General features: G+C 34.0%; 20 protein-coding genes and 1 tRNA gene. 16 read left to right on the forward strand and 5 right to left on the reverse strand.

The annotated features are described in order from the left end of the window. Positions 1-112 precede the first annotated feature (112 nt). The 10 genes from uvrB to whiA all read left to right on the forward strand — a co-directional run bounded on the left by uvrB (position 113) and on the right by whiA (position 13238). The gene (gene uvrB / locus BTM19_RS07985; protein WP_038678148.1) at positions 113-2095 is read left to right on the forward strand and encodes an excinuclease ABC subunit UvrB; all 1983 of its coding nucleotides are present in this window, start codon (positions 113-115) and stop codon (positions 2093-2095) included. A 5-nt stretch (positions 2096-2100) separates the two neighbouring features. After that, positions 2101-4935 carry an excinuclease ABC subunit UvrA gene (gene uvrA / locus BTM19_RS07990; RefSeq protein WP_029377668.1) on the forward strand — a complete coding sequence of 945 codons (2835 nt, stop codon included), beginning with the start codon at positions 2101-2103 and terminating at the stop codon, positions 4933-4935. A 306-nt stretch (positions 4936-5241) separates the two neighbouring features. Further along, positions 5242-6195, forward strand: coding sequence for an HPr(Ser) kinase/phosphatase (gene hprK, locus BTM19_RS07995; protein WP_029377667.1), 954 nt, complete (start codon positions 5242-5244; stop codon positions 6193-6195). Positions 6196-6198: 3 nt separating this feature from the next. Next, positions 6199-7035, forward strand: a complete 837-nt coding sequence (gene lgt / locus BTM19_RS08000) for a prolipoprotein diacylglyceryl transferase (protein ID WP_029377666.1) — start codon at positions 6199-6201, stop codon at positions 7033-7035. Positions 7036-7044: 9 nt separating this feature from the next. Then, entirely contained in the window at positions 7045-7521 is a 477-nt protein-coding gene (locus BTM19_RS08005) for a DapH/DapD/GlmU-related protein (RefSeq protein WP_029377665.1), read from the forward strand. A 21-nt stretch (positions 7522-7542) separates the two neighbouring features. After that, complete coding sequence (locus tag BTM19_RS08010) at positions 7543-8979, forward strand: tetratricopeptide repeat protein (protein ID WP_029377664.1); 1437 nt, start codon at positions 7543-7545, stop codon at positions 8977-8979. A 64-nt stretch (positions 8980-9043) separates the two neighbouring features. Further along, on the forward strand, positions 9044-9988 hold the full coding sequence (trxB, locus tag BTM19_RS08015) for a thioredoxin-disulfide reductase (RefSeq protein WP_029377663.1): 945 nt from the start codon (positions 9044-9046) through the stop codon (positions 9986-9988). A gap of 353 nt (positions 9989-10341) precedes the next feature. Continuing rightward, positions 10342-11268 (forward strand): RNase adapter RapZ, encoded by a 927-nt coding sequence (rapZ, locus tag BTM19_RS08020; RefSeq protein ID WP_029377662.1) that lies wholly within the window; start codon positions 10342-10344, stop codon positions 11266-11268. Further along, the gene (locus tag BTM19_RS08025; RefSeq protein ID WP_029377661.1) at positions 11255-12259 is read left to right on the forward strand and encodes a gluconeogenesis factor YvcK family protein; all 1005 of its coding nucleotides are present in this window, start codon (positions 11255-11257) and stop codon (positions 12257-12259) included. The genes rapZ and BTM19_RS08025 overlap by 14 nt, the downstream gene beginning before the upstream one ends. Before the next feature lie 34 nt (positions 12260-12293). After that, positions 12294-13238 (forward strand): DNA-binding protein WhiA, encoded by a 945-nt coding sequence (whiA, locus tag BTM19_RS08030; RefSeq protein ID WP_029377660.1) that lies wholly within the window; start codon positions 12294-12296, stop codon positions 13236-13238. A 472-nt stretch (positions 13239-13710) separates the two neighbouring features. On the opposite strand, the gene BTM19_RS08035 is transcribed toward whiA, so the two are convergent. Next, positions 13711-13782: transfer RNA gene (locus BTM19_RS08035), tRNA-Arg, on the reverse strand. Between the two features lie 154 nt (positions 13783-13936). On the opposite strand from BTM19_RS08035, the gene clpP reads away from it, so the two are divergent. Then, complete coding sequence (gene clpP / locus BTM19_RS08040) at positions 13937-14521, forward strand: ATP-dependent Clp endopeptidase proteolytic subunit ClpP (protein WP_017722486.1); 585 nt, start codon at positions 13937-13939, stop codon at positions 14519-14521. 198 nt (positions 14522-14719) lie between these two features. On the opposite strand, the gene BTM19_RS08045 is transcribed toward clpP, so the two are convergent. Beyond that, positions 14720-14929: a hypothetical protein gene (locus BTM19_RS08045; protein WP_029377659.1), complete on the reverse strand. Its 210-nt coding sequence runs from the start codon at positions 14927-14929 to the stop codon at positions 14720-14722. 23 nt (positions 14930-14952) lie between these two features. After that, positions 14953-15849: a TIGR01777 family oxidoreductase gene (locus tag BTM19_RS08050; protein ID WP_029377658.1), complete on the reverse strand. Its 897-nt coding sequence runs from the start codon at positions 15847-15849 to the stop codon at positions 14953-14955. A gap of 981 nt (positions 15850-16830) precedes the next feature. Between BTM19_RS08050 and BTM19_RS08060 the strand changes: the two genes are divergently transcribed. Beyond that, complete coding sequence (locus BTM19_RS08060) at positions 16831-17496, forward strand: DUF4887 domain-containing protein (RefSeq protein ID WP_029377656.1); 666 nt, start codon at positions 16831-16833, stop codon at positions 17494-17496. Positions 17497-17571: 75 nt separating this feature from the next. Here the strand turns inward: BTM19_RS08060 and isaB are convergent, their stop codons facing one another. After that, positions 17572-17760 carry an immunodominant staphylococcal antigen IsaB family protein gene (isaB, locus tag BTM19_RS13215; protein WP_404829782.1) on the reverse strand — a complete coding sequence of 63 codons (189 nt, stop codon included), beginning with the start codon at positions 17758-17760 and terminating at the stop codon, positions 17572-17574. 395 nt (positions 17761-18155) lie between these two features. Beyond that, a complete protein-coding gene (locus BTM19_RS08065) occupies positions 18156-18380 on the reverse strand; it encodes a hypothetical protein (RefSeq protein ID WP_029377655.1) in 225 nt (74 codons plus the stop codon). 369 nt (positions 18381-18749) lie between these two features. Here BTM19_RS08065 and BTM19_RS08070 point away from each other — a divergent pair, with 369 nt between their 5' ends. The 4 genes from BTM19_RS08070 to tpiA all read left to right on the forward strand — a co-directional run bounded on the left by BTM19_RS08070 (position 18750) and on the right by tpiA (position 22989). Beyond that, positions 18750-19778, forward strand: a complete 1029-nt coding sequence (locus BTM19_RS08070; protein ID WP_029377654.1) for a sugar-binding transcriptional regulator — start codon at positions 18750-18752, stop codon at positions 19776-19778. 41 nt (positions 19779-19819) lie between these two features. Next, entirely contained in the window at positions 19820-20827 is a 1008-nt protein-coding gene (gene gap / locus BTM19_RS08075; RefSeq protein ID WP_029377653.1) for a type I glyceraldehyde-3-phosphate dehydrogenase, read from the forward strand. 130 nt (positions 20828-20957) lie between these two features. Further along, positions 20958-22148, forward strand: a complete 1191-nt coding sequence (locus BTM19_RS08080) for a phosphoglycerate kinase (RefSeq protein ID WP_029377652.1) — start codon at positions 20958-20960, stop codon at positions 22146-22148. A 79-nt stretch (positions 22149-22227) separates the two neighbouring features. Then, positions 22228-22989, forward strand: coding sequence for a triose-phosphate isomerase (tpiA, locus tag BTM19_RS08085; protein ID WP_029377651.1), 762 nt, complete (start codon positions 22228-22230; stop codon positions 22987-22989). Position 22990 lies beyond the last annotated feature (1 nt).

Raw genomic sequence — 22990 nt, forward strand, 5'->3', positions numbered from 1 at the left:
ATAAACACCTTCGGAAAATATTACGCCAAAAAATAATATATATATAGCCCAATAAAAAGATTTTAAATAGGTTCTAAGCGTTAGAAATGATATAGGAGGTAGGGATTATAATATGGAACATTATCCGTTTGAACTGCATTCTGATTTTGAGCCTCGAGGTGATCAACCAGAAGCCATTAAAAAAATTGTGAATGGTGTCAATGAAGGAAAAAGACATCAAACGTTACTTGGAGCTACAGGTACAGGTAAAACTTTTACAATGAGTAACGTTATTAAGCAAGTGGGTAAACCTACGTTAATTATCGCGCACAATAAAACTCTTGCAGGTCAATTATATAGCGAATTTAAAGAGTTTTTCCCTGAAAATAGAGTGGAATATTTTGTCAGCTATTATGATTATTATCAACCAGAAGCTTATGTGCCATCGACTGATACTTTTATAGAAAAAGATGCCTCAATTAATGATGAAATAGATCAATTACGACACTCAGCAACTAGTGCATTATTTGAAAGAGATGACGTTATTATCATAGCAAGTGTCAGCTGTATTTATGGTCTGGGTAATCCTGAAGAATACCGTGATTTAGTCGTAAGTGTTCGTGTTGGCATGGAAATGGACAGAAGCGAATTACTGAGAAAATTGGTTGACGTGCAATATACAAGAAATGATATTGATTTTAAACGTGGTACGTTCCGCGTTAGAGGCGATGTAGTGGAAATCTTCCCAGCCTCAAGAGAAGAAATGTGTATAAGAGTAGAATTTTTTGGTGATGAAATAGATCGCATTCGTGAAGTTAACTACTTAACGGGCGAAGTATTAAGAGAACGAGACCATTTTGCTATTTTCCCAGCCTCACACTTCGTAACACGTGAAGAAAAAATGAAATTAGCTATCCAAAGAATTGAAAATGAATTAGAAGCACGTTTGACTGAATTACGTTCTGAAAATAAATTGTTAGAAGCACAGCGCTTAGAACAGCGGACGAACTATGATTTAGAAATGATGAGAGAAATGGGTTTTTGTTCAGGCATAGAAAACTATTCCGTTCATCTAACTTTAAGACCAACAGGTTCAACTCCATATACGCTTCTAGATTACTTTGGTGATGATTGGTTAGTGATGATTGATGAGTCACATGTTACATTACCGCAAATTAGAGGGATGTATAATGGGGATCGCGCTCGTAAACAAGTACTGGTAGACCATGGTTTCCGTTTACCAAGTGCTTTAGATAATAGACCATTAAAATTTGAAGAATTTGAAGAGAAGACCAAACAATTAGTCTATGTATCTGCTACACCAGGTCCATTTGAATTAGAACATACAGATGAGATGGTACAGCAAATTATTCGACCAACAGGTTTATTGGATCCTAAGATTGAAGTTCGACCAACTGAAAATCAAATTGATGATTTAATTGGAGAAATTCAAGATCGTATTGATCGAAACGAACGTGTGCTAGTAACTACTTTAACTAAAAAAATGAGTGAAGATTTAACTACTTATTTGAAAGAAGCAGGAATAAAAGTTAACTATCTACACTCAGAAATTAAAACATTAGAACGAATTGAAATTATTCGTGACTTGAGAATGGGCACATATGATGTCATAGTCGGAATTAATTTATTAAGAGAGGGTATTGATATACCAGAAGTATCTCTCGTAGTGATATTAGATGCAGATAAAGAAGGATTCTTGCGTTCACAAAGATCACTTGTTCAAACGATTGGACGTGCTGCACGTAATAGTCGTGGTGAAGTTATTATGTATGGTGATAAGATTACTGATTCTATGCGTTATGCGTTGGACGAAACGGAAAGACGTCGCACAATCCAAGAAACATATAACGAAAAATATAACATTACGCCTACGACTATCAATAAGAAAATACATGATGTGATTAGTGCTACTGTCGATAACGATGAAACTAATGAGCGACAACAAACGGAAGTTCCTAAGAAGATGACGAAAAAAGAACGCGAAAAAACAATTGCAAATATAGAAAAAGAAATGAAAAAAGCGGCGAAAGATTTAGATTTCGAAAAAGCTACAGAGCTTAGGGATATGTTATTTGAATTAAAAGCAGAAGGGTGACACAAATGAAACAACCATCCATTGTAGTAAAAGGGGCACGTGCCCATAATTTAAAAGATGTTGATATAGAAATACCTAAAGATAAACTTATAGTTATGACTGGACTTTCAGGTTCAGGTAAATCATCTTTAGCATTTGATACAATATATGCCGAAGGACAGCGTAGATATGTTGAATCATTAAGCGCATATGCAAGACAATTTTTAGGTCAAATGGATAAACCAGACGTAGACACGATAGAAGGCTTATCTCCAGCTATTTCAATAGATCAAAAAACGACGAGTAAAAATCCAAGATCTACTGTTGCAACCGTAACAGAAATTTATGATTATATAAGATTACTCTATGCGCGTATAGGAAGACCATTCTGCCCTAATCATGGCATTGAAATAGAATCACAAACAGTACAACAAATGGTTGATCAAGTCATGAAATTAGAGGAACGTACTAAGATTCAAATTCTCGCGCCAGTGATTACACATAGAAAAGGTGCTCATGAGAAATTAATTGATGACATTAGTAAAAAAGGTTATGTGCGTGTCAGAGTAGATGGTGAAATAACTGATGTAAATGAAGTACCTGCATTAGATAAAAATAAAAACCACACTATTGAAGTAGTCATTGACCGTTTAGTAGTTAAAGAAGACATTGAAGCACGTTTGGCAGACTCTATCGAAACAGCGTTGCAACTTTCTGAAGGTAGTCTCATTGTAGATATTATTGACGGCGAAGAATTAAAATTCTCAGAAAATCATGCTTGTCCTATTTGTGGTTTCTCAATTGGCGAATTAGAACCACGTATGTTTAGTTTTAACAGTCCATTTGGCGCTTGCCCAACTTGTGATGGCTTAGGCCAAAAACTTACTGTTGATTTAGATTTAGTAGTTCCTGATGCTGACAAAACGTTAAACGAAGGTGCTATTGTTGCTTGGGAATCATCTAGTTCTGATTATTATCCAACTTTGTTAAACCGTGTTTGTGAAGTGTTTAAAATAAATATGGACAAACCATTTAAAAAGCTTACAGATCGACAAAAAGATATCATTTTATATGGTTCAAAAGGTAAAGAAATTGAATTTACATTCACACAACGCAATGGCCAAACTCGCAAACGTACAATGGAGTTTGAAGGTGTAATCAATAATATAAATAGAAGATATCATGATTCACCATCTGAATTGGTAAGAGAAATGATGAGTAAATACATGACTGAATTGCCATGTGAAACTTGTCACGGTAAACGTTTAAGTCGTGAAGCGCTATCTGTTTATATTGCAGGACATAACATTGGTGATGTCGTTGAACAATCTATTAAGGAAGCGTTGCATAGCTATGAACATATAGAATTATCTGAACAAGATAGAAAAATTGCGAACCAAATCTTAAAAGAAATCAATTCAAGGTTAGAATTCTTATATAATGTTGGACTAGAGTATTTAACATTGAATCGCGCGTCTGGTTCGCTATCTGGTGGTGAGGCACAACGTATTCGACTTGCGACACAGATTGGTTCAAGACTTTCAGGTGTACTTTATGTTTTAGATGAACCTTCTATCGGGTTACATCAACGAGACAATGACCGGTTAATTAATACGTTAAAAGAAATGCGTGATTTAGGTAATACTTTAATTGTTGTTGAACATGATGATGATACAATGCGCGCAGCAGACTTCTTAGTTGATGTTGGTCCAGGGGCCGGCGAACATGGTGGAGAAATTGTTGCGAGTGGAACACCGAAACAGGTAATGAATAATAAGAAATCATTAACAGGCCAATATTTAAGTGGTCAAAAACGTATTGAAGTACCTGAAGCGCGTAGACAGGTTACAGATCGCAAAATTAGTGTGAAAGGTGCGAGAAGTAATAACTTGAAAGGTATAGATGTTGATTTTCCACTTTCAACAATGACTGTGGTCACAGGCGTTTCGGGTTCTGGTAAAAGTACATTAGTGAATGAGGTGCTTTACAAATCATTAGCTAAACATATCAACAAATCTAAAATAAAACCTGGTGATTACGATGAAATTCAAGGCATAGATCAATTAGATCGTATCATTGACATTGACCAATCTCCAATTGGCCGAACGCCAAGATCTAATCCAGCTACTTACACAGGGGTTTTTGATAATATTCGAGATATCTTTGCACAGACTAATGAAGCGAAAGTGAGAGGTTATACGAAAGGTCGTTTTAGTTTCAATGTTAAAGGCGGTCGTTGTGAAGCATGTAAAGGCGACGGTATTATAAAAATAGAGATGCATTTCTTACCTGATGTATATGTACCTTGTGAAGTGTGTGGTGGTTCTAGATATAACCGTGAAACACTAGAAGTGACATACAAAGGAAAAAATATTGCTGATATTTTAGCCATGACTGCTGAAGAAGCTACGATGTTCTTTGAAAACGTACCTAAAATTCATCGCAAATTGAAAACGTTAGTAGATGTTGGTTTAGGTTATGTAACTCTAGGCCAGCCTGCTACAACTTTATCCGGTGGTGAAGCGCAGCGTGTTAAACTTGCTTCAGAATTGCATAAACGATCTACAGGTCGATCAATCTATATATTAGATGAGCCTACAACTGGTTTACATGTGGACGATATTAGTCGTTTGTTAAAAGTGTTAAATAAACTTGTAGAGAATGGTGACACTGTAGTTATTATTGAACATAATCTAGATGTGATTAAAATGGCTGACCATATCATAGACTTAGGACCTGAAGGTGGCGATGGTGGTGGTACACTCGTTGCTACTGGTACGCCTGAAGCAATTACAGAAGTTGAAGAGAGTTATACAGGTCGATATTTAAAACCAGTATTAGCACGTGATACGGTTAAATAAAAAACGCGATTTAATACTGAGCAACCAATCGTATTAAATCATATAAAATGAGACTCCTTATACCAAACACGAAATAGTGTCAGATATAAGGAGTCTTTTTCTCTATTTTGTTATGAAAAATACATAATCGTTAGATGAAGGAACTATAAATTGAAGATATCATTTATAATTAATTAGACAGTGATATGATTAAAAAGATGAATTAATTATTGATCTTCTACACTTTTTAATATGGATTATCAATTCTTTTTGATATGATAATAACTATACTATAAAAGTCGGAGAAATATTGATAGAGGTGAACCAATGTTAACTACAAAAAGTTTAGTAGAACGCTTCGAACTCGAGATGATTGCAGGTGAAGCAGGACTAAATAAACAAATTAAAAACACTGATATTTCAAGACCTGGATTGGAAATGGCGGGGTATTTTTCTCACTATGCTTCAGACCGTATCCAATTATTAGGTACTACGGAATTATCTTTTTATAATTTATTGCCAGATGAAGAACGTAAAGGACGCATGAGAAAATTATGCCGACCAGAAACACCGGCAATTATTGTGACGAGAGATTTAGAACCACCAGAGGAATTAATTGAAGCTGCTAAAGAACATGAAACGCCATTAATAACTTCTAAAATTGCTACTACACAATTAATGAGCCGATTGACCACGTTTTTAGAACATGAACTAGCTAGGACAACGTCACTTCACGGTGTACTAGTAGATGTGTACGGCGTAGGTGTACTAATAACTGGTGATTCTGGTATAGGTAAAAGTGAAACAGCCTTAGAATTAATTAAAAGAGGTCATAGACTTGTAGCAGATGATAACGTTGAAATTAGAGAGATAAGTAAAGATGAATTAATTGGTAGAGCACCAAAATTAATAGAACATTTACTAGAAATTAGAGGTCTGGGCATTATCAATGTTATGACGTTATTTGGTGCTGGATCGATACTAACAGAAAAAAGATTGCGCTTGAATATTCATTTAGAAAACTGGCACAAAGAGAAATTATATGATCGTGTAGGATTAAATGAAGAAACATTACGCATCTTAGATACAGAAATCACGAAGAAAACAATACCAGTAAGACCTGGTCGTAACGTAGCAGTAATCATTGAAGTAGCAGCAATGAATTACAGACTAAATATTATGGGTATTAATACAGCTGAAGAATTTAATGATCGTTTAAACGCAGAAATTTTACGCAATGGTAATAACGGTAATAACGGTAATAATGGTGAGGAGAAATAAGCAATGTTGACATTAAACTATATCGATCCTATTGCATTTGAACTAGGACCGATTTCAGTCCGATGGTACGGTATTATCATTGCGGCTGGTATCCTATTAGGCTATTTTATAGCACAAGCTAGCGTGAAAAAGATTGGCTATGACCAAGACACGCTAGTTGATATTATTTTTTGGAGTGCAATATTTGGCTTTATTGTAGCAAGAATTTATTTTGTTATTTTTCAATGGCCATACTACATACAAAATCCAATTGAGATACCAATGATATGGCATGGTGGTATTGCGATACACGGCGGTTTAATTGGAGGATTTGTTACCGGCATTATTATTTGTAAACAAAAGAATATTAATCCCTTTCAAATCGGCGATGTCATTGCACCTAGTATGATTCTTGGTCAAGGTATTGGAAGATGGGGAAATTTCATGAATCACGAAGCTCATGGCGGACCAATTTCAAGATCTGTACTTGAAAACTTACATATACCCAATTTTATTATTGATAATATGTACATTGATGGTAAATATTATCAACCAACGTTTTTATACGAATCTTTATGGGATATTTTAGGTTTTGTTATATTAATTTTATTAAGAAAACATCTGCGTGTTGGTGATACGTTCTGCCTTTACTTAATTTGGTATTCTATTGGTAGATTTTTCGTGGAAGGCATGCGCACGGACAGCTTAATGTTAACAAGTGATATTCGTGTAGCACAGTTAATGTCTATTATCTTAATTCTAATTGGTGTTATCATAATGATTATTAGAAGAGTGAAATATCGTTCGCCACGTTATAAAGATGTTGGTCCGTTATCATGGCCAAATCCAAAAGTGAAGTGATAAAATAACATGCGGAATTTAAAAAGACAGAAGTCACATGGCAAAAACCCTTTGTGGCATATGTATCATTACGTCAGGATAGTAAAAATTTTCAAGCAGACAGTGATTATTGAAATTTGTCGCTATTTACCTATAGTGAAGCTAAAGCATTGGATATATCGTAAATTTTTGAAAATGAACATCGGTGCAGAAACGGCATTTGCGTTTAAAGTCGTTCCGGATTTACTTTATCCAGAATATATTACGATAGGTAAAAATTGTGTCATTGGATATAATACAACTATTTTGACGCACGAATTTCTAGTGGATGAGTTTAAAACAGGACCTGTCCATATCGGAGACAATACTTTAATAGGAGCAAACGTAACTATTTTGCCTGGCGTTACGATAGGAAATAACGTCAAAGTAGGTGCGGGTGCCGTCGTATCTAAAGATATACCAGATAATACACTGGCTTATGGGAATCCCATACAAATTAAAAATTAAAAACATAGGAGGTGATCATGGATGGCGCATAACGACAATGTAATACCGATGAAGTTTGATAGTCAGTTTTATAAAAAATTAGGTGATCAAAAATTTCGCCAACAAGATTATAAAAAGGCTGCAGAACATTTTAAAAAAGTGCTTGAAATGTCACCTCAAGATTTTGATACAAAAGTAAAATATTCTGAATGTCTAGTAAATATAGGGCTAGGTAATAAGGCAGAACATCTTTTTTATGAAAGTATAGCGCAAGATGAACTTGTAGAAGAAAGTTATTTTCAGCTTAGCCAACTCAATATTACGATGAATGAAGCTAATAAAGCATTCTTATTTGGAATCAACTATATTACAATGTCCGACGATGAAGATTATAGAGATGAACTTGAAGAGATGTTTGAAGTATCCTACCATTCTGCTGAAAAAATTGAAACAGAAAGTCAACTATTCGCCATACAACTCATTTTTCAATATTTATTTTCCCAAGGTCGTTTACCAGAAGCAAGAAATTTTATTTTAAATCAAAATGATGACATACAAGCACATCGCGTCGTACGTAATTTATTGGCAATGTGTTATTTATATTTAAATGAATATGATACGGCAAAAGAGATGTTTGAACGCTTATTGAGTGAAGATAATAGTGATGTACATGCCTTATGTCATTATACATTATTACTCTATAATACGAATGATAAAGAAAAATATCAGCGATACTTAAATATATTAGGAAAAGTTATGCCAATGAATGATGACGAATCGTTTAAATTAGGAATCGTTCTATGTTATTTAAGGCAATATGAAGCATCGCAAAAGATATTACACCCCTTATATAGAAGAGGGAAATTCCTATCTATACAAATGTATAATGCGCTCAGCTATAATAATTACTATTTAGGCAATTTGGAGGATAGTAAATATTTTTGGAGCAAATTACAAGAGATTACTCAAGTAGACGTTGGCCACGCCCCGTGGGTGATAGAAGAAAGTAAAGCTTACTTTGATCAACAAATTCTACCATTACTATTAAATGAAGATAGTCACCATAGATTGTATGGTATTTTTTTACTTAATCAATTAAAAGGACGCGAAGTGCTATTGACCCAAGAAATTTGGGGTGTATTAGAATCTATGAATGATTATGAAAAATTATATTTAACATACCTTATACAAGATTTAAAATTAAATAAGTTAGATTTTATTCATAGAGGTTTGTTAATGCTTTATAATGTAGAATCATTGAAAAATAATGAAGAGTTATTTATTATATGGATTGATCAAGCGGAAGCAATTATTTCTGAAAAGGTAGATTTAAACAATGTCGATAACTATGTAGCAGCATTTGTATACATGTATTTTCGAAATACCGATATTAAAGTTACGAAACAACAAGTATTAGAATGGTTTAATATCTCAGCGTATCGCTTGAATAAAACAATCGATTATTTAGTGAGCATATAAGTTTATAAAAAGCAAGAAATCATATATACTTCGCATAATGAATTATTAAATAGGAGGCAATTTAATGGCTGAACAAGTGGATTTTGATATTGCAATTATCGGTGCAGGTCCAGCAGGTATGACTGCTGCAGTTTACGCATCTCGTGCAAATTTAAGCACAGTAATGATTGAACGTGGCATGCCTGGCGGTCAAATGGCAAATACAGAAGAAGTTGAAAACTTCCCAGGATTTGAAATGGTAACAGGTCCAGACTTATCTACAAAAATGTTTGAACACGCGAAAAAATTTGGTGCAAAATATCAATATGGTGATATTAAATCAATCGAAGATAAAGGATCTTATAAAGAAATCAATCTTGGTAATAGCGTAATTACAGCGCATGCAGTTATCATTTCAACTGGTGCAGAATATAAAAAAATTGGAGTGCCAGGTGAACAAGAACTTGGTGGTCGTGGAGTAAGTTACTGTGCGGTTTGTGATGGCGCATTCTTCAAAGGTAAAAAATTATTTGTTATCGGCGGCGGAGATTCAGCTGTTGAAGAAGGTACATTCCTTACAAAATTTGCTGATAGTGTCACAATCGTTCATCGTAGAGATGAATTACGTGCACAAAAAATACTTCAAGATCGTGCATTTAAAAATGACAAAATTGATTTTATCTGGAGTCACACGTTAAAAACAATTAATGAAAAAGACGGAAAAGTTGGCTCTATCACATTAGAATCAACTAAAGATGGCGCAGAACAAACATTAGATGCAGATGGTGTATTTGTTTATATTGGTATGAAACCATTAACAATACCTTTCCAAGATTTAGGTATTACTAACGAAGTTGGTTATATCTTAACTAATGAAGATATGAGTACTAATATTCCTGGTATTTATGCAGCAGGTGACGTTCGTGAAAAAGGCTTACGTCAAATCGTAACAGCAACAGGTGATGGAAGTATTGCAGCTCAAAGTGCAATTGCGTATATCGAACACCTTAAAGATACTATTGAAGCATAATTAAAAAACAAACTGAGTCAATCAGAATTAATCAATGTAACACGGTTATATAGTTATTGCTAGAATGTTAAACTTACGCTAGATTGTAAGTGAACACATTCTAGCTTTTTTTACATAAAGAATTATATGAGCGGCAATGTAGTCATGATTAATATTTTTAAAATCAAAATCATTGAATGCTAATAGCACTATAGTGAAAAATGCTTAGACTACTACCTTAGACCTTTTTCATGTAAAATAGTTTATGATACTATTAGCTATAAACGAGTCACTTTAAGGAACGAACATAATAGTCGCTCAATATAACGATTTAACAATAATTATGATAAATTAACAACGGATGGTGTGAAAAGATGCAACCGGAAGAAAAAGATATAGTGAAAAGTGAATTATTAGTTGTTACAGGTTTGTCAGGTGCTGGAAAGTCTGTAGTTATACAGAGCTTAGAAGACATTGGATATTTTTGCGTAGATAATTTACCACCAATTCTTTTGCCGAAATTTGTCGAACTTATGAGACAAGGTAATCCTTCCCTACAAAAAGTAGCAATCGCAATAGATTTAAGAGGTAAAGAATTATTTAAATCGCTTGTTAAAGAAATAGATTTAATCAAAGGAGATTCAGATGTCATCGTCGATATGATGTTTTTAGAAGCATCTAATGAAAGACTGATTTCTAGATATAAAGAAACACGTCGTGCGCATCCTTTGAATGAAAGAGGGCAGCGCTCATTGATTGAATCTATTGAAGATGAACGCGAACTATTGACTGAGATTAAGAGTTTGGCAAACTATACGATTGATACTTCACAAATGAAACCGAAAGAATTGCGCAAACGTATTGGTGACTATTTCAATCAAAGTAACTATCAAACTTTTAATATCAATGTAACTAGTTTTGGTTTTAAACATGGTATACAAATGGACGCTGACTTAGTGTTTGATGTCAGGTTTTTACCAAATCCACACTATGTTGATGATTTGAGACCATTAACTGGTGAAGATGAACCAGTCTATAAATATGTTATGAAATGGAAAGAAACTGAAACTTTTTATGAAAAATTAATGGATTTATTAAAATTTATGATACCAGGTTACAAAAAAGAAGGTAAATCTCAACTTGTTATTGCCATTGGATGTACTGGTGGGCAACATCGTTCTGTCGCATTAGCCAAACGAATCGGAGCAGAACTCAAAGAGAGTTTTGACTATAATGTTTATGTGCATCATAGAGATGCGCATGTCGAAAGTGGCGTGAAACATAAAGATGAGAAGAATTAAACTTGTACTTATAGGTGGAGGTACAGGTTTATCCGTTTTAGCACGTGGTTTAAAAGGTTATCCCATAGATATTACGACAATTGTTACGGTTGCTGATGACGGGGGTAGTACTGGAAAGATAAGAAGTGAAATGGATATACCTGCTCCAGGGGATATACGAAATGTAATTTCAGCATTAAGTGAAACTGAATCAACAATAGAGCAACTATTTCAATATCGATTCAAAGAAAATCAAGTTGAAGGGCATTCTTTAGGGAATTTATTGATTGCTGCACTTACAAATATTAATAATGATTTTGGACATGCAGTTAAAGAATTGAGTAAAATACTAAATATTAGAGGCAGTGTCATTCCTTCAACTAATACCAGTGTAAGATTAAATGCGGTGATGGAAGATGGAGAAATTGTCTATGGTGAATCTAAAATACCTAAAAAGAATAAAAAGATAGAACGTGTATTTTTAGAGCCTGAAGACGTAGAACCAATGGAAGAAGCTGTAGAAGCTATTGAAGAAGCGGATTTAATTGTATTAGGTCCAGGTTCGTTATATACGAGTGTTATATCTAATCTTTGCGTTAAAGGTATCTCTGAATCATTACTTAAAGTTGATGTACCTAAACTATATGTATCGAACGTTATGACTCAACCTGGGGAAACAAATCATTACACAGCGCTTGATCACGTTACAGCAATACATGATCATATAGGTAATAATTGTATTAGCTATGCTATTTGTAGCACGCAACCATTTCATGGTGATGTAGTCGAACGTTATAGAGAAGATAATGCTGAGCCTGTAAAATGTGATATAGCTGAAATGGAAGCCAAAGGTATTAAAGTTTTTACACATCCAAATTTGGTTGAAGTTTCCACTGAAAATTATGTGCGACATAATACTGAAGTTCTTTCGAAAATGATATATGAAATTGCTATGCAAGAAACAGAGACAATAGAATTTACACGCGATAAAGAAAATGATGAAAAGTATTAAGTGAGACTATAAAGTTAAGAAGGGACTGATTGTAATGAGCTTTGCATCCGATATGAAGAATGAACTAACAAGAATAGAAGTGGATGAAAAGAATGCAAAAGCAGAGCTCAGTGCCCTTATTCGAATGAATGGTGCACTCAGTCTATCCAATCAACAATTTGTTATCAATGTACAAACTGAAAATGCTACGACAGCTAGACGTATCTATTCATTAATCAAAAAGGTATTTAATGTTGAAGTGGAATTACTAGTAAGAAAAAAAATGAAGCTTAAAAAGAATAATATATACATTTGTCGCATTAAAGCACGTGCAAGAGAAATTTTAGATGAATTAGGTATTTTAAAAAATGGTGTTTTCACGCATGAAATTGATCAAGGCATGATTTATGAAGACGAAATGAAAAGAAGTTATTTGAGAGGGGCTTTTCTTGCTGGTGGTTCGGTGAATAATCCAGAAACATCTTCTTATCATCTTGAAGTCTTTTCGTTGTATGAAGATCATTCTGAAGGTATCACACAATTGATGAATGAATATGAATTAAACGCCAAGCATCTTGAACGTAAAAAAGGAAGTATTGCATATTTAAAAGAAGCGGAAAAGATCTCAGACTTTCTTAGTTTAATTGGTGGTTTCCAAGCATTATTAAAATTCGAAGATGTGCGTATCGTACGTGATATGAGAAATTCTGTAAATAGGCTTGTTAATTGTGAAACGGCAAATTTAAATAAAACAGTAAGTGCTGCAATGAAGCATGTAGAAAGTATACAACTCATTGATAAAGAAATAGGATTAGACAACTTACCTGATAGATTACGTGAAATCGCAAAATTAAGAATAGAACATCAAGAAGTTTCGCTAAAAGAACTTGGTGAAATGATGTCTACTGGAAAGATATCTAAATCTGGTGTAAACCATCGTTTACGTAAATTAAATGAAATGGCCGATAAGATACGAAGCGGAGAATCAATAGAGTTGTAAATTAGCACTGCAATTGCTTAATTTACTGAATCTGAACTTTTTCTATATATCAGAAGTCATTTCAATTATCGACACCTTGTATAGGTGTCTTTTTGTTATAATCTTAAGGTTAATTCTAAGGTTGAATCGTGTCGAAATTTGATTAAGTAGTTTAGAAAATAAAAAGGGCATAGTGTTAGTAATCCATAACGTACGAGAAGTTTTAAGTAGAACTTTTATTGATATGAGTTAATTAATTGGAACCGAAGCTATAGAAATATTAATTGTACAATTGTCGATTGGAAGATTAGCTAAATCCAAAGAATTAGCAACTGTTGTTCTATGCCTGTGATCTCCATGGGAAAATTATATGACTGGTCAATCAAGATTAGTAGACCCTATCTTTGTAATTTAATACGTAGTAAAATTAGAAAGATATAAAAAAGAGACTCCATAGCTATGGAATCTCTTTTGGTATGTATATAATTATAAGTCCCCTCGAAGGGAATCGAACCCCTATCTTAAGAACCGGAATCTTACGTGTTATCCATTACACTACGAGGGGATAAAAAACACATTAATCTAAGTGTACAAATCTAAATGCCATCGGTCAATAAGAATAATTTAACTTTCATAAAAAAATTGAGCGTTATTTTTTGACCATGTTTGACTTTTGAGTTAAAATAAGTTTATCAATTAGAAATAAGGAGGCAATATTAATGAATTTAATACCTACAGTAATTGAAACAACAAACCGTGGGGAACGTGCCTATGACATTTACTCACGTTTATTAAAAGATCGTATTATTATGTTAGGTTCACAAATCGATGATAATGTAGCAAACTCTATTGTTTCTCAATTATTATTCTTACAAGCACAAGATGCTGAGAAAGACATCTATCTTTACATTAACTCACCAGGTGGTAGTGTAACTGCTGGTTTCGCAATTTATGATACAATCCAACACATCAAACCAGATGTACAAACGATTTGTATTGGTATGGCTGCGTCAATGGGTTCATTTTTACTTGCAGCTGGTGCAAAAGGTAAACGTTTTGCACTTCCAAATGCAGAAGTAATGATTCACCAACCATTAGGTGGAGCACAAGGTCAAGCTACAGAAATTGAAATTGCTGCTAACCACATTCTTAAAACACGTGCTAAATTAAATCAAATTTTAGCAGAACGTACAGGTCAATCAATAGAAAAAATTGAAAAAGATACAGATAGAGATAATTTCTTATCTGCTGAAGAAGCAAAAGAATATGGTTTAGTTGACCAAGTAATGGTTCCTGAATCATAGGATTACAAATTGTAAAGTTATCGACAAGTTACGAATAAAATTGTGTAGCTTGTTTCATGGAGTCCGGGACATAAATAGATGTTCCGGATTTTTTATGTGCATTTTAATAGTGATTAAATTCAAACAAATGAGTATGGTGAATGAAAAAACCAACCAAATGCATGAATAGCACTTGACTGGTTTTTATTGAAAAGTATATTAAGAATCTTGGAATGTATTACTTTCAGAAGTATTTTTACCATTAAAGAAAAGTTTTAATGCAAATGTAGTAACGATGATTCCAAAAATGATTAAAAAGGATGAAACAACGAGCATTGGTGTGGATTTCTCAAAAGCAAAACCACCGTTTAGTAACAGGAGTATACCAGAGATTAAAAGTAATACATGAGATAAACGATCATGTTTCATTTTAAAAATTCAGTCCTATCCAATTAATGTATTAGATCCTCTAAAGCGATTTTTAAATCTGGATATTTAAATTTAAAGTCAATTGCCTGTAATTTGTTAGGAATAACCTTTTGAGTATCAAGAATAACTGTAGACATCTGGCCTAAGATAATTCTTAATGCTATTGATGGTACCCACGTATAATGGGGGCGATGTGATATGCGCGCAAGAGTGTAGCCAAATAAATTTTGGTGTTCAACGATTGGTGCAGTAAAATTAAATACGCCATGTGCATCTTCAGTGTTGATAGTGTGAAGAATTGCTCTGGTTAAATCGTCAATGTGTATCCAAGAATACCACTGTCTACCTGAACCAATCTTACCACCAACATAGAATTCGTATGGGAGTTTCATCATTGGTAAGGCACCACCTTCGTTAGATAGCACCATACCAAACCTACCTATAACTACACGTGTACCTAATGATTCGAATTGACGAGCAAGACGCTCCCATTGGTAGACCACTTCTGATAAGAAATCGAAAGGTAATGTTTTGTATAATTCAGTATATGTGCGATATAAATCTGGTTTGTAATAACCGACAGCACTTGCGTTGAAGAATACTGAAGGTTTCTGCTCGCGACCTTCAAATAATTCGAATAAGGCTTGCGTTGATTGTAGGCGACTCACCATAATTTTTTGTTTATAGCTTTTAGTCCAACGCTTATTTAAACTTGCACCCGCAAGATTGATAACGATATCTATGTTAGGTACTTGTGCTTCCCAATCAGGTTTAGACCAATTTACATAAGTAATTTTGGGATGTGATGTTGTTTTGTCTTGTCTTGTTAAAATTGTAATATGTGAGTCACTTTGGGCAATGGCTTCTACTAATTGTGTACCAACCATGCCTGTGCCACCTGTAATTAAATAGTTTTTCATTTTATCACCTCATAAATAGTAATGCCTAATGTTGCAATGATTTTAAGCGAAACAATCGCATCGCATTTGAAGGTCATAATTTTTTCAAAGATTGTTCAAGAATATGTCATTTACTTACCTTAAGAAGTATTTAAAATAAAGAAGGTTCCATTTATAATAAGAGTACCTTCGATATTAATTAATCATCTCTTAATTATTTCGAGTATACCCCATAATATACTAACGAAGGTAAAATTTTGACTCCCTTTAGTAGTGAGGCTGGGACATAACTATGTGTCTCAGCCTTAAATGCGTTATGTTCAGAGGATAATTTGAAATTTATAATTATTTTTTATTGCCAATTACTTTTTAGTGTGGATGTATAGGGAGTTAGAAAACTCCGTGTAGAAGATTCCTTTGATTGTCCCTGACCTTAAATTTATATTAACGCAATTTGCAGAATGTAACTATCTTTTTACTTGTTATCCCTTTTGAAAAATGGGCATGTTAGAAGTTTATACTTGTGTCTACAGAAATAATAAAATAAAACCAAAAAGACTAATTAATACAAAAGATATAAAAATTATGAACGTAACACGTGATTTCGAATTTACTTTTGTCTTATGATTATCGTTTTCAAGCATAATTTGTCTAAGACCGTTATTGGTATTCTTTGAGTGTTGATCTAAGTCGTCAAATAGTTCATGTTTTTTCAATTTAGAACACATCCTGTTATGATAATAGATATAAGGTAATCTTTTTTGAATTACTTGCACAAAAGTATTGAAACTTTAGATGAAACTAGATTAGTATTAAAGCAAATCATAAAATTTTATCATACATATGTATTTTACTATATATATTACTTTAAGATAACATCTAGATTAAAAAATTAGTTAATAAGTTTAATTAGCATATGAAATAGTGTAAAATATATATTTGATATTGAACGCATACACGATTTTTATAAATGTATGATATAAATTGAAGTGAGGGGAGCATATGCCAAAGCATAATCAAAATAATAACTTTGATGACCAAGATAATAAGAAAATGAGTGGTTTTGCGAAAATAGTTAGTGGAGTAATTGTATTATTATTAGTAGGCGGACTCATATTTGCCATTTTTGCATTTGTAGATCATTCCAATAAAGCTAACGAACGTTTAGCAGATCAGAAACAAGAAGAAAAAGAGAAACAAAAAGAAAAGACTAAAGAAGAAAAAGAGAAGAAAAAGAAAGAGCAATCTACTGAAGAATCTCAACAGACACAACAAACTCAACAGATGCAACAAACACAGCAGACACAACAAGCTCCTCAAACGCAGCAAACACAACAGACGCAACAAAGAACTAGTCAACCTGCTACCGCTGAACGTACAACAGAAGAAAAGAAAACACCAGAAAAAACTAAAGAAGCAACAACTGAGGAAAGAACTACAGAAGAAAGTACAACTGAAGAGCGAACAACAGAAGAAAAAACGACAGAAGAAAAAACACCAGAGCCTTCTACTGAAGAAAGAACAAGAGAACCATCAACAGAGCAAAAAACATCTGAACCTTCTACAGAGCAAAGAACAAGTCAAAGAAGCGCACAAAATAGTACACAAGAGAGATCATCACAAAATAATACTTCAAATAGAAGCGCACAAACATCTGAGGAAGATTAAAGAACAGTTGTATAAGGTTGCGTCAATTCATTTGTTAATGTTGAAAAGCCGGACTGATTATTCATCAGCCCGGCTTTATTTATATAAAAGGTATTTCACTGCATTCTTAAAATTAGAATCTAATATAAAGCTACCGTTGTGACCAGACATACCAGAGTAATTGTACCAGAGTTTTGCCGCTGCCTCTGCAACGTTACTTTGTGATGCAAACTGAGTTGCTGTAGTACCTAATAATGTGCTTAATGCGATACCGCCAGCTAAAATAACTTTTGTGAATTTTTTCGTTTTTCAAGACTTATTTCAATATTTTTGTGATTATATTGTTTGTAACCTTATTGTTATAAAAATATTACTATAAGGTTACGTGGGTTTTGAAAGATTTCGATTAGCCTAGTGAATTTTTGTCTAAGTGCCGGTATTATTAAAAGAAGTTAAGTTATTATGAGGGCGTAAAGAATAACTGTAATATAGCTTAAGTGACCATACAACAGTTAAGAATGTATAAGCATTACAATGGGTTGGGAAGTTAGTGTACAGGTAGAAGTATTTACTATAAAAATATATAGAATGTATGTGGATACTATTGTCAGTAAGCAACCAATAGTATAGTAGTTGAATGATAAAATATGATCTATACTTATTTATTTTAAAATATGATTTTAAAATAAAAAGCTAAGTAAGTAAGAGACTAACGAGAATATAATAATTAAAGTGAAACAACCGCCAAAACATCCTAAAGGACCGCAACCAAAATGTTTTGTGTAATTTAAAGATTGGTGACGGTTATTTATAGGAATGTCCTTATTTTTCTTATTAAAGTAATCCTTATCCTTATAACGTTGATCATCAGGGTCAATGACTTCCGGTTTTTTATTGTTAGGCATGTGTTTACCTCCTTGATTTGTTTAGTATATATTCATTTTAAAGATTTAATACTAAGTATTCAATTAGAGTTGCTCAGCGCAGTGAGTGAGGGTGAACAAAATGTGACTAACACATTTATTCATTTATTTAATAAATAATGATTAACAAATTATATTACGGGTAAAATGTTATTGTACGGAAATGAAAATGTATGATTTTAATAGTTAGTTTGGCTGATGAAATATAAGCTATTTTTGCTTGCAATTTCAAATTGATAGTAGTATTATTGCAAATATAAGAGGTTATATTTTTTTTGTCCCGCTAGGGACGTAAAAAGTCAATCTATGGTTAGAACTTGACCCTTTATTAAGAAACGGAGGAGGATAGTAGTGAAGGATTTGATAAAAGTTCAACAAAAGCTTGTGCCAGAAATTGTTGAAAAAATGTATCGTCGTTTCTCAATTCTCACTACTATTTCAAAGCATCAACCCGTAGGTAGACGTAGTTTAAGTGAATATATGAATTTGACTGAACGTGTGCTTCGTTCTGAAACGGACACCCTAAAGAAACAGGATTTAATTAAAGTTAAACCCACAGGTATGGAAATAACAGAAGCAGGTGCGGCAACCGTCAGACAATTAAATGGTTATTTTAATGTTTATTCTGATGACCACCATCTTGCCCAAGTTATTAAAGAACAGTATGGAATCAAAGAAGTCTATGTCATACCAGGAGACTCAGACGCTGATCAAACGGTGAAGATTGAATTATCCCGTCAGGCAGGACAACTAGTTGAGGATGTACTTTATGAAAATGCAATTGTTGCAGTAACAGGTGGCTCGACAATGGCCTATGTTAGTGAAGCGATGCATCATCAACCATACAATGCGTTTTTCGTTCCTGCGAGGGGCGGACTCGGTGAAAATGTTGTTTATCAAGCAAACACTATTGCAGCTAGCATGGCACAGCAGACAAATGGTGATTATACAACATTATATGTACCAGATAACGTAAGCGAGACGACGTATAACACGCTTATGTTAGAGCCATCCGTAATCCAAACGCTAGAAAAAATTAAACAATCCAATATTACAATCCATGGCATTGGTGATGCGCTGAAGATGGCGCGAAGACGTCAATCACCTAATGAAGTTATAGAAAAACTTCAACATCACAATGCCTCGGGAGAAGCATTTGGATATTATTTCGATGATCAAGGTGAGATCGTGCACAAAGTGAAAACGATTGGACTTCAGTTAGAGGACCTTGAATCGAAAAAGTTTATTTTTGCTGTAGCAGGGGGTAAATCAAAAGGAGAAGCAATTAAAGCTTATCTTTCAATTGCTCCTAAAAACACTGTATTAATTACAGATGAAGGTGCAGCAAAAGCAATAGCAAACAATAGTAATAAAAAGTGATAACACTTTTTAAATATCATTTATTAAAGGAGGCCATTATAATGGCAGTAAAAGTAGCAATTAATGGTTTTGGTAGAATTGGTCGTTTAGCATTTAGAAGAATTCAAAACGTTGACGGAATTGACGTAGTAGCAGTAAATGACTTAACAGATGACGAAATGTTAGCACATTTATTAAAATATGACACTATGCAAGGACGCTTCACAGGAGAAGTTGAAGTAGAAAATGACGGTTTCCGTGTAAACGGACAAGAAGTAAAATCATTCTCTGAGCCAGACCCAAGCAAATTACCTTGGAAAGATTTAGACATCGATGTTGTATTAGAATGTACTGGTTTCTTCGCTGATAAAGAAAAAGCAGAAGCTCACATTAATGCAGGTGCTAAAAAAGTATTAATTTCAGCTCCAGCTACTGGTGATTTAAAAACAATCGTTTATAACACAAACCACCAAGAGTTAGATGGTAAAGAAACAGTTGTTTCAGGTGCTTCATGTACAACTAACTCATTAGCTCCAGTTGCTAAAGTATTAAATGATGACTTTGGTTTAGTAGAAGGTTTCATGACTACAATTCATGCTTACACTGGTGACCAAAATACACAAGATGCGCCACACGCTAAAGGCGACAAACGTCGTGCTCGTGCAGCTGCTGAAAACATTATCCCTAACTCAACTGGTGCTGCTAAAGCAATTGGCCTAGTTATCCCTGAAATTGATGGTAAATTAGACGGTGGAGCGCAACGTGTTCCTGTAGCTACTGGTTCGTTAACAGAATTAACAGTTGTATTAGACAAAAATGTAAGTGTTGAAGACGTTAATGCTGCAATGAAGAATGCTTCAAACGAATCATTCGGTTACACTGAAGACGAAATCGTTTCTTCTGATGTAGTTGGTATGACTTACGGTTCATTATTCGATGCAACACAAACACGTGTTATGACAGTTGGCGATCGCCAATTAGTTAAAGTAGCAGCTTGGTACGATAACGAAATGTCTTACACTTCACAATTAGTTCGTACATTAGAACACTTAGCAACTCAAGCTAAATAATTCGATGTAAAATTAATTTAGCAAGCGCAATGTGCTGTTAAATTTAAACAATATGCTTAGGAGTAAGCGGGGAGCACAACGCTTCTCCGCTTATTTTAATTTATTGTTCCATTCAGAGGAGGAAGCTTACATGGCTAAAAAAATTGTAACTGACTTAGAATTAAAAGGTAAAACTGTACTTGTTCGTGCTGATTTTAACGTACCGATGAAAGATGGAGAAATTACTGATGATAACCGTATCGTCCAAGCTTTACCAACTATTAAATATATTATTGAACAAGGTGGTAAAATTGTATTATTCTCTCATTTAGGTAAAGTGAAAGAAGAAAGCGATAAAGCAGAATTAACTTTAAAACCAGTAGCTGATGCATTAACGGAAAAATTAGGTAAAACAGTTACTTTTGTACCTGAAACACGTGGGGAAACATTAGAACAATCTGTTAAAGAGCTTAATGAAGGTGACGTATTATTAGTCGAAAATACTCGTTTTGAAGATGTAGATGGTAAAAAAGAGTCTAAAAATGATCCTGAATTAGGTAAATATTGGGCTTCACTTGGCGATGTATTCGTAAATGATGCTTTTGGTACAGCACATCGTGAACATGCATCAAATGTAGGTATTGCAGCTAACTTAGAAACAGTCGCAGGATTCTTAATGGAAAAAGAAATAAAATATATTGGTGGCGTAGTTGAAAACCCTGATAAACCTGTAGTTGCAATTCTTGGTGGCGCAAAAGTTTCTGACAAGATCGGCGTTATTACAAACTTATTGAAAATTGCAGATAAAGTACTTATCGGTGGCGGTATGTCATATACATTCTTTAAAGCACAAGGTAAAGAAATTGGCTTATCTTTATTAGAAAAAGATAAAGTTGACTTTGCTAAAGAATTATTAGACCGCGCTGGTGATCAAATCGTTTTACCGGTTGATTGTAAAATCGCTAAAGAATTTTCAAATGATGCAGAAATCACAGAGGTAACAGTAGATAATATCCCAGCTGATCAAGAAGCGATGGATGTTGGACCGAAAACAGTTGAATTATTCAAAGAACATTTACAAGGTGCGCATACAGTAGTATGGAATGGACCGATGGGTGTATTTGAATTAAGTAACTTTGCTAAAGGTACGATTGGCGTTTGTGAAGCAATCGCTGAATTAAAAGACGCTAATACTATTATTGGTGGTGGCGATTCAGCAGCTGCAGCTATTTCGTTAGGTTATGCTGATGACTTTAGCCATATCTCAACTGGTGGCGGCGCATCATTAGAATATCTTGAAGGCAAAGAGCTACCTGGCGTAGTTGCAATTGCTAACAAATAATCGCACGACTAAAAACAGCAACCCATGATTATAAAATAGGCAAAATTTAATCATAATTTACTAATAGGAGTGTAATATAATGAGAAAACCAATTATCGCAGGTAACTGGAAAATGAACAAAACTGTTCAAGAAGCGAAAGATTTTGTAAATGAATTACCAGCATTACCAGATACTAAAGAAGTAGAATCTGTTATTTGTGCACCAACAATTCAACTTGACGCATTAGTAACGTTAGTTAATGAAGGTAAAGCACAAGGCTTACAAATCGGTGCACAAAATGCATATTTCGAAGACAATGGTGCTTTCACTGGTGAAACTTCTCCAGTAGCATTAGCTGACTTAGGCGTTAAATACGTTGTTATCGGTCACTCAGAACGTCGTGAAATCTTCCATGAAACAGACGAAGAAATTAACAAGAAAGCTCATGCAATCTTTAATCATGGTATGACTCCAATTATTTGTGTTGGTGAAACTGACGAAGAACGCGAAAGCGGTAAAGCAAATGAAGTTGTTGGAAACCAAGTTAAAAAAGCAGTAGAAGGTTTATCTGAAGAACAATTACAACAAGTTGTTATCGCGTATGAACCAATTTGGGCTATCGGTACTGGTAAATCATCAACAGCTAAAGATGCAAACGAAATGTGTGCATTTGTAAGACAAACAGTTGCAGAATTATCTAGCCAAACTGTAGCAGAAGCAACACGTATTCAATATGGTGGTAGTGTTAAACCTAACAACATTGAAGAATACATGGCAGAATCAGACATCGATGGTGCTTTAGTAGGCGGCGCATCGCTTAAAGTGGATGATTTTGTACAATTGTTAGAAGGTGCAAAATAAT

This window comes from Staphylococcus xylosus, from assembly GCF_002732165.1.
In the GTDB taxonomy this organism is placed as follows: Bacteria; Bacillota; Bacilli; order Staphylococcales; family Staphylococcaceae; genus Staphylococcus; species Staphylococcus xylosus.